General features: G+C 45.4%; 13 protein-coding genes, 2 tRNA genes and 2 pseudogenes. 10 read left to right on the forward strand and 7 right to left on the reverse strand.

The features are described from left to right. Window positions 1–2: 2 nt before the first annotated feature. Window positions 3–2,054, reverse strand: coding sequence for a M13 family metallopeptidase (locus G6047_RS09390; protein WP_169527357.1), 2,052 nt, complete (start codon window positions 2,052–2,054; stop codon window positions 3–5). A 110-nt stretch (window positions 2,055–2,164) separates the two neighbouring features. On the opposite strand from G6047_RS09390, the pseudogene G6047_RS09395 reads away from it, so the two are divergent. Further along, window positions 2,165–2,827 (forward strand): annotated as a pseudogene (locus tag G6047_RS09395) (SCO family protein); the annotation flags it as partial. Here G6047_RS09395 and G6047_RS16975 read toward each other — a convergent pair. Then, window positions 2,711–3,004, reverse strand: a pseudogene (locus G6047_RS16975) (hypothetical protein); the annotation flags it as partial. The pseudogenes G6047_RS09395 and G6047_RS16975 overlap by 117 nt on opposite strands. Here G6047_RS16975 and G6047_RS09400 point away from each other — a divergent pair. After that, window positions 2,889–3,296 carry an SRPBCC family protein gene (locus G6047_RS09400; protein WP_394352500.1) on the forward strand — a complete coding sequence of 136 codons (408 nt, stop codon included), beginning with the start codon at window positions 2,889–2,891 and terminating at the stop codon, window positions 3,294–3,296. The pseudogene G6047_RS16975 and the gene G6047_RS09400 overlap by 116 nt on opposite strands. On the opposite strand, the gene G6047_RS09405 is transcribed toward G6047_RS09400, so the two are convergent. Next, window positions 3,285–4,202 (reverse strand): helix-turn-helix domain-containing protein, encoded by a 918-nt coding sequence (locus G6047_RS09405; RefSeq protein WP_169527360.1) that lies wholly within the window; start codon window positions 4,200–4,202, stop codon window positions 3,285–3,287. The genes G6047_RS09400 and G6047_RS09405 overlap by 12 nt on opposite strands. Window positions 4,203–4,261: 59 nt before the next feature. Beyond that, the gene (locus G6047_RS09410) at window positions 4,262–5,092 is read right to left on the reverse strand and encodes an SDR family NAD(P)-dependent oxidoreductase (protein ID WP_169527361.1); all 831 of its coding nucleotides are present in this window, start codon (window positions 5,090–5,092) and stop codon (window positions 4,262–4,264) included. Window positions 5,093–5,265: 173 nt separating this feature from the next. Between G6047_RS09410 and G6047_RS09415 the strand changes: the two genes are divergently transcribed. From G6047_RS09415 to G6047_RS09425, 3 genes are read left to right on the forward strand one after another with little or no spacing between them, the layout of a single operon-like run. Further along, on the forward strand, window positions 5,266–5,499 hold the full coding sequence (locus G6047_RS09415) for a FeoA family protein (protein WP_169527362.1): 234 nt from the start codon (window positions 5,266–5,268) through the stop codon (window positions 5,497–5,499). Beyond that, entirely contained in the window at window positions 5,496–7,598 is a 2,103-nt protein-coding gene (gene feoB, locus G6047_RS09420; protein WP_169527363.1) for a ferrous iron transport protein B, read from the forward strand. Before G6047_RS09415 ends, feoB begins: the two co-directional genes overlap by 4 nt. Beyond that, window positions 7,598–7,714, forward strand: coding sequence for a FeoB-associated Cys-rich membrane protein (locus G6047_RS09425; protein WP_169527364.1), 117 nt, complete (start codon window positions 7,598–7,600; stop codon window positions 7,712–7,714). The genes feoB and G6047_RS09425 overlap by 1 nt, the downstream gene beginning before the upstream one ends. A gap of 57 nt (window positions 7,715–7,771) precedes the next feature. On the opposite strand, the gene G6047_RS09430 is transcribed toward G6047_RS09425, so the two are convergent. The 3 genes from G6047_RS09430 to rseP form a co-directional block, all read right to left on the reverse strand. Next, a tRNA-Arg gene (locus tag G6047_RS09430) sits at window positions 7,772–7,843 on the reverse strand. Window positions 7,844–7,884: 41 nt separating this feature from the next. After that, window positions 7,885–7,958: transfer RNA gene (locus G6047_RS09435), tRNA-Asn, on the reverse strand. Window positions 7,959–8,031: 73 nt separating this feature from the next. Beyond that, the gene (gene rseP / locus G6047_RS09440; RefSeq protein WP_169527365.1) at window positions 8,032–9,372 is read right to left on the reverse strand and encodes an RIP metalloprotease RseP; all 1,341 of its coding nucleotides are present in this window, start codon (window positions 9,370–9,372) and stop codon (window positions 8,032–8,034) included. Between the two features lie 148 nt (window positions 9,373–9,520). Here rseP and G6047_RS09445 point away from each other — a divergent pair, with 148 nt between their 5' ends. From G6047_RS09445 to G6047_RS09465, 5 genes are read left to right on the forward strand one after another with little or no spacing between them, the layout of a single operon-like run. Then, window positions 9,521–10,564 carry a Gfo/Idh/MocA family oxidoreductase gene (locus G6047_RS09445; RefSeq protein WP_169527366.1) on the forward strand — a complete coding sequence of 348 codons (1,044 nt, stop codon included), beginning with the start codon at window positions 9,521–9,523 and terminating at the stop codon, window positions 10,562–10,564. Between the two features lies 1 nt (window position 10,565). Beyond that, the gene (locus tag G6047_RS09450; RefSeq protein ID WP_169527367.1) at window positions 10,566–11,516 is read left to right on the forward strand and encodes an aldo/keto reductase; all 951 of its coding nucleotides are present in this window, start codon (window positions 10,566–10,568) and stop codon (window positions 11,514–11,516) included. Window position 11,517: 1 nt separating this feature from the next. Then, window positions 11,518–12,492, forward strand: a complete 975-nt coding sequence (locus G6047_RS09455) for a 2-hydroxyacid dehydrogenase (protein WP_169527368.1) — start codon at window positions 11,518–11,520, stop codon at window positions 12,490–12,492. An 11-nt stretch (window positions 12,493–12,503) separates the two neighbouring features. Further along, on the forward strand, window positions 12,504–13,019 hold the full coding sequence (locus G6047_RS09460) for a cupin domain-containing protein (RefSeq protein ID WP_169527369.1): 516 nt from the start codon (window positions 12,504–12,506) through the stop codon (window positions 13,017–13,019). Continuing rightward, window positions 13,019–13,801 (forward strand): SDR family NAD(P)-dependent oxidoreductase, encoded by a 783-nt coding sequence (locus G6047_RS09465; RefSeq protein ID WP_169527370.1) that lies wholly within the window; start codon window positions 13,019–13,021, stop codon window positions 13,799–13,801. Before G6047_RS09460 ends, G6047_RS09465 begins: the two co-directional genes overlap by 1 nt. The last annotated feature ends 5 nt before the right edge of the window (window positions 13,802–13,806 follow it).

Raw genomic sequence — 13,806 nt, forward strand, 5'->3', positions numbered from 1 at the left:
CCTTACCAGATTTTTACGCGTTTCTCAGGAACAACATATAGTTTGTCGCCAGGCTTGATGTCAAACGCCTGATAAAACACATCCACATTCTGCAACGGTACATACGAACGGTACATTCCTGGTGAATGAGGGTCAGTCTTAACCTGATTTTTGATAGCTTCGTCACGCATTTTGGTACGCCAGATGGTTCCCCACGAAATGAAGAAACGCTGTTCCGGTGTGAAACCGTCGATTTTTCCGGGATTTCCATTTTCTTTCAAATACAGTTCAAGGCCGTCATATGCCGCAGTCACACCGCCTAGATCACCTATGTTTTCACCAAGCGTGAATTTACCATCCACAAAAATCCCGGGCAACGGCTCAAGTGCACTGTATTGTGCCGCCAGATCGTCACCTAGCTTGGTAAATTTTTCCAAATCCTGATCGCTCCACCAATTCACCAGGTTTCCGTCTGCGTTATAACGCGCACCCGAATCATCAAATCCGTGCGAGATTTCATGCCCGATTACAGCTCCAATACCACCAAAATTCACGGCTTCATCCGCTTTATAATCATAAAACGGAGGTTGCAAGATGGCCGCAGGGAACACAATTTCATTGAACGACGGATTGTAATAGGCGTTGACGGTTTGAGGCGTCATGCCCCAACGTGTTTTATCTACCGGTTTTTTGAGGTCTTTGAGATCTTCATTGAACCGCCATTTGGCCGAAGCCTGAGCGTTTGAAAAGTAAGATCCGCCTGCTGTCGGCGACTTCAAATCCAGTGCTGAATAGTCACGCCATTTGTCCGGATAACCTATTTTGATGCTATACTTTTTGAGTTTTGCAATGGCCATGGCGCGGGTTTTTTCATCCATCCAAGGCAGTTCGTTGATACGTTTTTCATAGGCGCGGAACACATAGGAAATCATCTTTTCACATTTTGCCTTCGCTTCCGGCGGGAATTTTTCAGCCACATATAGTTTACCGAGTGCTTCGCCGATTGATCCGTTTACGCTTTGTAACGCGCGTTCGTCACGAGGTCGTTGCTTGATGGCACCCGTGAGTGCTTTTCCGTAGAATTCCCAGTTGGCGTTTTCGAGATCTGTCGATAAGGTTCCTGCGTAACGGTTGAGCAACGTCCATTTCATGTAGGCCTTCCAGGTATCGACATTGTTTTGAGTGAATAAATCCTGAAGTGCCTTCATGTATTTCGGTTGAGAGACATTAAGCGAATCGAGGTTAGTCAATCCGATGCCATCGAGATACATTTTCCAGTCGATTGCAGGTGTCATGGCCTGTAAATCCGAGACCTTCATCGGGTTGTAACTTTTGCGTCGGTCGCGTCTTTCGACCCGGTCCAAACGAGGCTCGCTCAACTTGGTTTCAAATTCGAGGATCGATGCTCCGTCTTTGGCAGCAGCATCTTTGGAAACGCCGACCATTTCAAGCATACGTGCCACATGGTCTGTATATTTTTTACGTTTTTCCTGTGAATCGGCATCCGAAGAAACATAATAATCCCGATCGGGCAATCCGACCGAACCTGGCCCGACACTGACTATATTGCGATTGCTGTTCTTGGAATCAGGTCCAATCCCGACCCCAAAAAAACCAATGCCGCCAAGCGGTTCCATTTCGGTCAACAACTTTTGAAGGCCTTTGATGTCTTTAACTTCGTCTATTTTTTTGAAATACGGTTTAAGTGGCGCATATCCGTTCTTGTTGCGCGAAACCGTGTCCATTATGGTTTGGTAAAGCCCAATGGCTTTTGCCTGGTCGGTTCCGGTTTTGTACTTACCGGAAGCGGAAGCCGCTTTCAGGATATTCAGTGCATCAGTGTCTGTATTCTGACGCAATTCGTCGAAGCTGCCCCAACGCTGGCGGTCGGCGGGAATTTCAGTATTGTCGAACCAGGTTCCGTTTACGTATCTGAAAAAGTCGTCTCCGGGTTTGACTTTGATATCCATGAGAGACATATTGATTCCGGGTTTTGTCTGTGCTTTTTGGGCGGAAAGACTGCCGGAAGCGAAAATGGGCAACAGCAGTAATAAAGATCTTTTTGAGTTTTTCATCTGGATTGTAGTTTTCGGTCATTGTAAAGCCGGATTTAAATATACGCCTTTTGCACATTTTTAACCTGATTAAATCAACTGCGCTGCACAAAACACGGTATTTTTGCCGCATGATTTTGTTCTTTAAAAAGTACAAGCCGTTTTTTATTGCCATGTTCGTGGTTTCGGCTGTGGCCATTACGCTGTTTTATTTTGCACTGAGGCCCCAAAAGATGCTTCCAATCTATAATCCGGCCGATGTGAATCCGGAAATGGTCGACAGCACCGTTCAGCACATTGGCAACAAACACCATATTGCCGATTTTTCACTAACGAACCAAAACGGCAAAACCATCACTCAAAAAGATTACGAGGGAAAGATTTATGTAGCCGATTTTTTCTTTACGACCTGCCAGTCGATCTGTCCAAAAATGACGCATAATATGGCTGAAATCCAAAAAGCGATCAAGGACAATCCGAAAGTTTTATTACTTTCTCATACTGTAATGCCAGAGGTCGACAGCGTACCCGTCCTCAAAAAATACGCTCTGGAAAAAGGTGTGGATGACACAAAATGGAACCTGGTCACGGGAAGCAGGAGGGAAATCTACGATCTGGCAAGAAAGTCTTATCTGGCGGTCAAAATCGGTCGGCCGGAAGAACAGGACGATATGGTCCATACTGAAAACTTTGTGCTCGTCGACCAAAAAAGGCGTGTCCGCGGATTCTATGACGGAACGAAAGAAGAAGATATCAAACGCCTGATAGAAGATATTGTCTGGCTCAGTGAAAAATCTGATGACTAAAATCGAACTTTCCACGGCTATCGATGCGCCTTTAGAACGCTGCTTCGATTTGGCGAGGAATGTCGATTTCCATAAACTTTCTGTAGCAAATACCAATGAAGAAGCTGTTGCTGGCCGAACTTCAGGATTATGTGAATTGGGCGACAGAATTACCTGGGAAGCCACACATTTTGGAATCCGTCAGCGATTATCCGTTGAAATCACCAAATTCGAAAAACCGTATTTTTTTGAAGACACCATGACCAAAGGCGCCTTCAAAAGCATGAGGCACGAGCATCATTTCTCTTTCGAAAATGGTCTGACTGTAATGAAAGATGAATTCTATTTTGAAGCACCTTTTGGAATCATTGGTAAGATTTTCAATGCCTTGATCCTTAAAAAGTATATGATGACGTTTTTGCTTCAGCGAAATGCGTTGCTAAAGGAGCTTGCCGAAAAAGACACATCAATTAAATGATTTCCGGAATTCCAAAGGCGACAATTGCGTCTTGGCCTTGAATAATTTACTGAACGATTGCGGGTGCTCGAACCCAAGTTCATAAGCGATTTCACTTACCGACAGTTGCGTCACCGATAATTTTTCCTTCGCCTTTTCAATCAATTTGTTGTGGATGTGTTGCTGTGCGTTCTGGCCTGTGAGTGACCGCAACATATCACTGAGATAACTCGCAGAAATATTGAGTTTTTCAGACAGAAAATGAACTGTTGGAATTCCGTTTTTTACAGATTCCGATTCAAAAGATTCATCAAGCAATTCTTCCATTTTGACCAATAAATCATTGCTAGCGACCTTTCGTGTGAGGAATTGGCGTTTGTAAAATCGATTGGCATAATTGAGCAATACCTCGATTTGGGATATGATGACATCCTGGCTGAAATCGTCTATTCGGCTGTTGAGTTCTTTTTCGATGATCCTGAAGATGGAAATCACGGTTTCTCTTTCTTCTTCGGACAAATGCAATGCTTCATTGGCCGAATAAGAGAAAAAACCGTATTGCTTGATTTTTTTGGCAAGCGGATAATTCCACAAAAAATCCGGATGGATCAGTATCGTATACATCGAACTGTCCTGCCGACCGGGCTCGTTCGGGCTTCCGATGACCTGATTGGGAGAAGCGAACATCAATCCGCCTTCGTCGAAATCATAATAACCCTGGCCGTATTTGAGTTTTTCGCTGACCGTTGATTTATATGAAATCTTGTAAAAATGAAGTACATGCGCGCCTTGCGGCAGACAAATCCGGATGTCGTTGTCAATACCGTTGAGCAGGCTGATGAGCGGATGCTGCGGATTTGGCAAACCTAAAGTGCGATGTACTTCCGTCAGCGAATTTACCTGAGTTTGCACGGGATCTTTTTTCATACTTAAATATAAGAATGAAGACCGATAGTTTTGATATCGGTCTTCCGGATTTTACTTCATCAATTCTGGGCTGCATTGGAAACGGTTGCCCATTCTTCCCAGATAGCCAAACGTTCAGCGTAATCTTTTTTGACCCATGGCAGGTTTTGGTTTCCGAGGAAAAAACGCAACGGTGGATTTTCGGCATCGGCGATTGCGAAAATGGCATCAGGCGTCGCTTCCGGATTTCCTCTTTCGAGATTCTGGAGCGTTCCGAAGAATTCATTTTTGAAGTCGTTGTAAATATCGAGGTTGTTTGAGAATTTGAGCGATTCCTGGCTTCCAAATTCGGTGGCATACGCACCCGGCTCAATTATGGTAACGTTGATTCCGAATTGTTTCACTTCCAGGGCCAGACTTTCATGTATGGCTTCGAATGCCCATTTAGAAGAGCAATAGTAACCGATGACGGGCAAAACGACGTGACCTAAATTGCTCGATGTGCCCATGATGTGGCCGTAACCTTGTTTACGCAACAACGGCAGTGCGGCTTGTATGACCGAAACAGGTCCTAAAACATTCGTTTCATAAAGCGCCCGGATTTCTTCGGGTTTGGCTTCCTCGATGGTTCCGACGAGTGAATAACCTGCGTTGTTCAGGACTATGTCCAATCTTCCGAAATGATCGTAGGCTTGTTGGACGGTTGTTTTGACTTGTTCCGGATTGGTGACATCGAGTTCGAGCGTCAGGACATTGTCGCCGAATTGTTCTTTCATGTGTGAAATGCCCGACAGATTTCGGGCTGTTGCGGCAACTTTATCACCTCGTTCCAACGCGGCCTGTGTCCAGACTTTTCCAAAACCCCTTGAACTTCCTGTTATGAACCAGACTTTTTCTTTTTGTTGTGACATGATTGTTTTTTTTATGATGAAGCAAAGTTCCGGACATCATAGATTTTGGCCGAAGCCGAATTGAGGTACTTTGTAGCCAAAACGAGAAAGCAGCTTCTTATAATAACAACTTAAAAAGCCGGCTAACTCAACAATAAACCTTAATTTTGCGCTTTATTCAATCTAAATAAGCGTTGCATACAACTGTCGGTCAACTCAGGAAAGGGGAAAAAGGCATCATCACGGAAATCGATGTCGATTTGCTTCCGTTGAAACTTCTCGAAATGGGTTGCCTCCCCGGAAATACGGTTGAACTATTGCAGATTGCGCCGCTTGGCGATCCGGTTTATCTTGATATCAACGGAGCGCGCCTGGCAATCCGCAAAGAAACGGCCCAGCTGATCCAAATTGAAAGAGCGCCCAAATGAGCAACGAGAATATCAACGTAGCCCTGATTGGGAATCCGAATACCGGAAAGACATCTGTTTTCAATGCGCTGACCGGCCTGAATCAACAGGTTGGGAATTATCCGGGAATTACCGTCGAGAAGAAAATCGGGTTCTGTAAACTTCCAGGAAATGTCCGAGCGAATATCCTGGATTTGCCCGGAACGTATAGTTTGAACGCGAGTTCGATGGACGAAAATGTCGTGATCGAATTGCTGTTAAACAAGAACGACAAATTGTTTCCGGATGTCGCCGTCGTGATTACCGATGTCGAAAACCTCAAGCGTAACTTACTGCTTTTCACCCAAATCAAAGACCTTGAAATCCCGACGGTGCTGGTCATCAATATGGCTGACCGCATGGATTACAAGGGAATTTCACTTGACATTCCATACCTGGAGGAACGTCTGAATACAAAGATTGCACTAATCAGTACGCGTAAAAATTCGGGCATTGACGAACTGAAAAATTTAATTGCTTCTTACAAGACGCTTTCGGCTGAACCTTGCCTGAATGCTTCGTCAATCGATCCGGAATATTTCGATAATCTCCGAAAAACGTTCCCTAACCAACTCGTCTATAAGCTTTGGCTTGTGATTACACAGGATGTGAATTTCATGTTGCCGGAGAAAAAACAAATCCAATCGACGTTTACCAAACCGAATTCCGAACTCAAGCGGATGCAGCAAAAGGAAACGATCAAACGCTATCAATTCATAAACGATGTGCTTCGCATCGGTCAGGTCGTAGACAGTACAAAAGCAAAAGATTTCGGTAGCAGATTAGACAAAATACTCACGCATAAAGTCTGGGGTTATGTAATTTTCCTGGCTATTCTGTTCCTTATTTTCCAGTCGATATTCTCGTGGTCGAGTTATCCGATGGATTTTATCGACGAGCAATTCGCCAACCTGAGCCAAATGGTTTCCGAGAGTTTTGCACCAGGAATCCTGACCGATCTGGTTTCCCAGGGAATCATTCCCGGAATTGGTGGCATCGTGATTTTCATTCCGCAAATCGCCGTGCTGTTCTTGTTTATCTCGTTACTTGAAGAAAGCGGTTATATGAGCCGTGTGGTATTTTTGATGGATAGGATCATGAGACGGTTCGGGCTCAGCGGAAAAAGCGTCGTGCCTTTGATTTCAGGGACGGCTTGTGCCATTCCGGCGATTATGGCGACACGTAATATTGAAAACTGGAAGGAACGACTGATAACGATACTTGTCACGCCCTTTACGACTTGTTCAGCGCGGTTGCCGGTATATTCGATTATTATTTCTTTGGTGATTCCGGACAGACGCATCGGTGGTATCATGAATCTTCAAGGTCTGACGCTGATGCTATTGTATCTCGCCGGATTCTTTATGGCGGTGGTTTCTGCCTGGCTTTTGGACAAAATTTTAAAGCTCAGGACCAAAACGTATTTTGTGGTCGAAATGCCGAATTACAAATTGCCGCTCGCCAAAAACGTCGGCATCAATGTACTTGAAAAGACCAAAGCTTTTGTGGCCGGCGCCGGAAAAATCATTTTGGCCATTTCGATTGTGCTGTGGTTTCTGGCATCGTTCGGGCCGGGAAATGATTTCCATAACGCGGAAACTATCGTAACCCAAAAATTCGAAAAGACAGGTACGTTGCCGGAAGGCGAAACGTTGGAAAGCGAAATTGCGTCATACAAACTGGAAAGCTCCTACATTGGGATTGCCGGAAAAGCCATTGAGCCCGTAATTAGCCCATTGGGTTATGACTGGAAAATTGGGGTAGCGATTATCAGTTCATTTGCAGCCCGTGAAGTTTTCGTCGGCACTTTAGCCACTATTTACAGTGTTGGCGATGCAGATAATGATGCTACGATCAAGTCTAAAATGGCTTCTGAAACCTGGCCGGACGGAACCAAAATCTTCAATCTGGCAACCGGAGTTTCATTGCTGTTATTTTACGCCTTCGCATTACAATGTGCGAGTACATTGGCCATCGTCAAAAAAGAAACGAATTCGTGGAAATGGCCGCTCATCCAATTGGTATTCATGAGTGCATTTGCCTATCTCACCGCGTTCATCGCCTATCAAACCTTAAGCTGATGCAGACTATAATCGCCATAGGATTGCTTGTTGTTGCCGTTGTCTTTCTGGCTCGGAAGTTCGTATTCAAACCTAAAAAGAAAGACGGTTGCGGACCGGATTGCGGATGTAATTAGCGTTATGATTACGATATAAAAAACCGGACAATCCATAAGTTTGGTTTGTCCGGCAAGTAGCCCCGCCAAGAATCGAACTTGGATCTAGAGTTTAGGAAACGCCTATTCTATCCGTTGAACTACGGGGCCGATAAAAAAAAGCCACTCGTGAGAATGGCTTTCGTTTTTTGCTCCCCCTCTTGGGCTCGAACCAAGGACCCTCTGATTAACAGTCAGATGCTCTAACCAACTGAGCTAAGGAGGAAGATGTTTTATCTTTTAAGCGGTGGCAAAGATAACTCGAAAAATCATCTGTGCAAATAAAACTTTAAAAAATTTTACTTCGCTATGGCCTTATAAATATCGTTGCCGTTTGCGAACAATACCAGTCCAATCAGCATAATGAAACCAGCCAATTGTGCATACTCCAAAAACTTGTCGCTCGGCTTGCGTCTTGAAATCATTTCATATAACAAAAACAGCACGTGTCCGCCGTCTAATGCAGGAATCGGAAGCAGGTTCATCACGCCAAGCATGATCGAAAGCAAGGCCGTAATGTTCCAGAATGCTTCCCAGCTCCACGAATGCGGGAAAATGTCGTAAATGGCCTTAAAACCACCAACGCCTTTGTATGCACCGGTGCTTGGGGTAAAGATTGCTTTAAGCTGGCGTCCGTAAGAAGCGATTTGTTCTTTTCCGTGAGAAAGCCCAACCGGAATCGCTTGGAAAAACCCATACTTCTCCTCACTGATTTTATACAATCCCAGTTTTTCAAGATTGTCCACAGGCAGTTTCCACGGATAAACCACACCTAATTTTGCACTGTCGTTTACCTTAAGATTCACTGCAACCTGTTTTTCATCGCGAAGCACGATCGCCGGAATCGTTTTGCCTTTATTGGCTTCGAGTTCCGCAGGCATCTGGTCGGCGTATTGGAGTGCTTTTCCATTTACAGATTGAACGATATCGCCAACTTTCAGCTCTTTGTTCTGGGAAGATGCCGGAATATCTGAAACCACGAACGGAATACGCAGTTCTACTACGGAACGTTTGCCTTCGTCAAGCAATTGTGAAATGAAATTCACCGGAAGGTTGATGGTTTGGTTTTGTCCGTTCCGATTGACCTCGACCGTTTTGGCCATTGAAATCGCTTCGTTCAAATCATGGAAATGTGCAATTTTCTGGCCGTCGACAGATACGATTTTGTCTCCCGTTTTAAGCCCGATTTTCTCCACGGCAGGATTTGTCACCCAAATTCCGTCTTTCACTTCATCGTTCGAAATATACAAATCACCATAAGCGAAAGCCATCCCAATATAAATCAGGAACGCCAATATAAAATTCACGGTAACGCCGCCAAGCATGATAATGAGACGTTGCCAGGCTGGTTTGGAACGGAATTCCCACGGTTGGGGCGGAAGCGACATTTGTTCCGTGTCCATGCTTTCGTCTATCATTCCCGAAATCTTTACGTAACCGCCAAGTGGCAGCCATCCGATTCCATATTCCGTTTCACCGATTTTTTTCTTGAGCAGCGAAAACTTCACGTCAAAAAACAGGTAGAATTTCTCCACACGTGTCTTGAAAAGTTTTGCCGGTATAAAGTGCCCGAATTCGTGCAAAACAATGAGCAACGAAAGGCTCAGCAGGAATTGGGAAAGCTTGATTACTATGTCCATTAGATATTTTTACTGAATCGCGGACAAAAATAGAGATTTAAAACCAACGTCGGTTCGAGTAGCGCAAATTCAATTGTAAATGTTTGTTAATAGTTCTGATTCTTGGGCGGCTCAGGGGTAAATTTACAGGAAACCGAAACAAGCACTCATGCAGAAAATCGCTACAGCACTCTTATCTTACGGAATGTCTGGAAAGGTTTTCCACGCGCCTTTCCTCGAACTTCATCCCGGATTTGAATTGATTGGTGCCTGGGAACGATCGAAAAAGAAAATCCACGAAGATTATCCGCTGGTCAAATCATACGGCACTCTGGATGAGGTTCTCGCCGATCCCGAAGTAGAACTCATCATAGTCAACACGCCCACAGAAACCCACTTCGATTACGCCAAACAAGCGCTTCTCGCCGGAAAAAATGTCCTTGTCGAAAAAGCGTTTACCACAACTGCCGCCGAAGCCGAAGAACTTCGCGACCTCGCCATAGAAAGCAAACGCAAACTCACCGTTTTCCAGAACCGCCGTTGGGACAGTGATTTCAAGACCGTCAAAGATATTTTCGACAAACAAATCCTCGGCTCAATAGTAGAGGCTGAAATCCATTTTGACCGTTTCAATCCCAATTTAAGTGCAAAACCGCATAAGGAAGTCAAAAGCCCCGGATCTGGCGTTCTCAAAGATTTAGGCCCGCACATCATTGATCAAGCTTTGGTGCTGTTTGGTTTTCCGGATAGTTTGTTTGCCGATGTCCGAAGCACCAGGCAAAATTCTGTTGTCGATGATTGGTTCGATATTACTTTGTTTTACGACACATTCCGCGTCCGTGTCAAAAGCAGTTATTTCGTTCGGGAACCGTTGCCGTCTTATATTCTTCACGGCAAAAAAGGTTCGTTCCTCAAAAGTCGTGGCGATGTCCAGGAAGATGATCTGAAGGCAGGCAAAAAGCCGATGGTGACCGATTGGGGCAAAGAACCCGAATTCCGCTCCGGTGTGCTCCATACGGAAATCGAAGGCCTTGAAGTACGCGAACATGTCCCGACGCTCCAGGGAAATTACTATCACTTTTTTGAAGAGTTATTCCAATACGTCAAGAAAAGTGGCAAGAATCCGGTTCCGGCAGATGATGCTGTGAAGACCATGAAAATCATAGAAGCGGCCATAGAAAGCAGCGAAACCAAAACACACATCACTTTTTAAAATGGAAAAAAGACAACTCGGAAATTCCGATTTACATATTTATCCCGTCGTTTTTGGCGGAAACGTTTTTGGCTGGACGATTGACGAAAAACAATCGTTCGAAATTTTAGATCATTTTACCGGTTCAGGTTTCGATGCGATCGATACGGCCGATGTCTACTCGCGATGGGCGCCGCAAAATTCCGGTGGCGAATCTGAAACCATCATCGGCAACTGGCTTTCCAAAAGAGGCAAACGCCAGGATTTGGTGCTCATGACAAAAGTCGGTTCCGATATGGGCGACGGCAACAAAGGCCTCAAAAAAGAATACATCCTCAAAGAAGTCGAAGCATCACTCAAAAGACTCAAGACAGATTACATCGATTTGTATCAGACCCATTTCGATGAAGAAGCCACGCCGGTCGAAGAAACGTTGTCGGCTTACGACGAACTCGTAAAGTCAGGCAAAGTCCGTTTCATCGGAACTTCGAATATGTCGCCTGACAGAATCTCGGAATCGCTACAGACAAGTACCGACAAAAACTTCCCGCGTTACCAGACGCTTCAGCCGCATTACAATCTATATGCCCGCGAAAAATACGAAACTCAATATGAACCTTTGGCATTAAAGGAAAACCTGGGTGTCATTACGTATTTCTCACTCGAAAGCGGCTTCCTGACCGGAAAATACCGAACCAATGCCGACCTTGGCAAAAGTCCGCGCGGTGGCGACATGAACAAATATTTCGACAAACGCGGCCTTGCGATTTTAGATGCACTCGATAAAATTTCTGTTAAATACAATACAGATCAGGCAGCCGTTTCCCTGGCGTGGCTTATCAATCGGCCATCGGTCACGGCGCCAATCGTAAGTGCCACGAAAGTCCCGCAACTTTCGAGCATTATATCGGCTCCGAACCTGAACCTCGATACGGAAGACATCAACCTGCTCAACTCCGCAAGCGCTTACTGATATGAACGTTTTCTCGACCCGCATTTTACCGCAAAAAGGAATCGAGGTTTTCGAAAAGGCCGGGATTATGGTAAACTGCTGGCGTAAAGAAAGATCGCCGACAAAGCAGGAATTGTACGACGGTAGCAAAAATGCCGATGGTTTACTCGTTCTCGGACGGACGGAAATAGACCGTGAATTCCTCGAGGCCAACCGGCATTTAAAGGTCATTTCATTGTTTTCCGTCGGATATGATCATGTCGATATCAAAACTGCAGACGAACTGGGAATTCCTGTCGGACACACGCCTGATGTCTTGAGCAAAGCCACAGCCGACACCGCTTTTTTGCTGATGCAGATGACGGCGCGCAAAGCCCTTTTCCACCACAAAAGAATCCAGAAAGGCGATTGGGCTGTCTTTGATCCTGAAGCCGGATTGGGCCTGGATCTGAAAGACAAGACCATCGGGATTTTCGGGTTGGGAAACATCGGATATGAAATGGCCAGATCCTGCCGTGGTGCCTTCGACATGAAAGTCATTTACCACAACCGCAGCCGCAATGAAAAAGCAGAACACGCATTTCAGGCCGAATTGGTATCGTTTGATGAACTGCTTCAAAAAAGTGACGTGATTTCGGTCCATGCCAATTTATCATCTGAAACTAAAAACAAATTCAACCGTGAGGCATTCTCCAAAATGAAACCGTCAGCCATTTTCATCAACACGGCCCGCGGCGGAATCCACAATGAGATCGATCTGACCGAAGCATTGCGATCCGGAACAATTTGGGGCGCCGGTCTAGACGTCACAAATCCTGAACCCATGCAGCCAGGAAATCCATTGCTCGAAATGGAAACGGTTTCGGTACTGCCACACATCGGCTCTGCCACCAGGGAAACAAGGGATGCCATGGCGATTCTGACTGCCCAAAATGCCATTGCAGGTTTGAAAGGCGAACCGCTTCCGGCTCGGGTAACATTTTCACGAACAAACTAAAACACAACTATATGGAACCGATTCAATTGACATTCAAAGACGACGGGAAAATCCCGAACAGTAAATTGCCGCTACTTATTTATCGCGGCGTTTTCCTTGAAGATAAAGCCGATGCCGACGCCATGATTGCCCATTTCAAAAACTACGGATGGCGCAATGCCTGGAAAAACGGCGTGTACGACTATCATCATTACCACAGCATCACGCACGAAGTCATTGGGATTTACCAGGGTTATGCGACACTACAGTTTGGTGGAGAAAATGGCGAACGCGTCTCTGTTGAAGAAGGCGACGTAATCGTGATTCCGGCCGGCGTGGGGCACAAACGCGTCGATCAGTCTGAAGATTTCGCCGTGGTAGGTGCTTATCCGAATGGCTGCGATTACGACATCATGAAAGGTGAACCCGGCGAACGTCCGAAAGCCGATGAAAATATAGCTAAAGTCGAATTGCCCGAAAACGATCCGGTCTACGGAAAAATGGAAGGCTTGCTTTACATCTGGCACAATCAATTACAACTACACTGATGGATTTACAATTAAAAGGAAAAACCGCTTTGGTCACGGGATCGACGGCGGGAATAGGTTATGCCACTGCAAAATCATTATTGGCAGAAGGTGCTATAGTCTACATCAACGGACGCAAACCTGAAAGTGTCCAAAAAGCAATCGAAAAGCTAAAATCGGAAGTGCCAAATGCGGATGCACGTGAAGCAGCCTGTGATTTTTCTGATGTTTCAGATATCGATGCTTTGTTCAAGAAAGTTCCGAAAGTCGACATTCTCATCAACAACGTCGGGATTTTTGCTCCTGTTCCTTTTACGGAAATCAAGGACGAAGACTGGTTTAGATTTTTTGAAATCAATGTGATGAGCGGCGTTCGGTTGTCGCGTCATTATTTCCCACAGATGATTGAGCAAAATTGGGGGCGTATTATTTTTGTCTCGTCTGAAAGTGCACTCAATATTCCTGAGGAAATGATTCATTACGGTATGACAAAAACGGCTCAGTTGTCAGTCGCAAGAGGTTTGGCAGAACTTACAAAATCTACCGGAGTCACCGTGAACAGTGTGCTTCCCGGCCCAACGGCATCCGAAGGATTGGTCGATTTTATCCAGCTCGACGATGCCTCGAAAGCCCGGAAAGAGAAGGATTTCTTTGACAACGCGCGCCCGTCATCATTGATCCGTCGTTTTGCGGAACCGGAAGAAATCGCGAACCTGATTGTCTATGTCGCCAGCCCAAGATCGTCCGCTACTAACGGGGCTTCGCTACGTGTTGATGGCGGCCTTGTGAAAACCATCGCTTAAATATC

The organism is Flavobacterium silvaticum (assembly GCF_012911565.1).
Taxonomy (GTDB): domain Bacteria; phylum Bacteroidota; class Bacteroidia; order Flavobacteriales; family Flavobacteriaceae; genus Flavobacterium; species Flavobacterium silvaticum.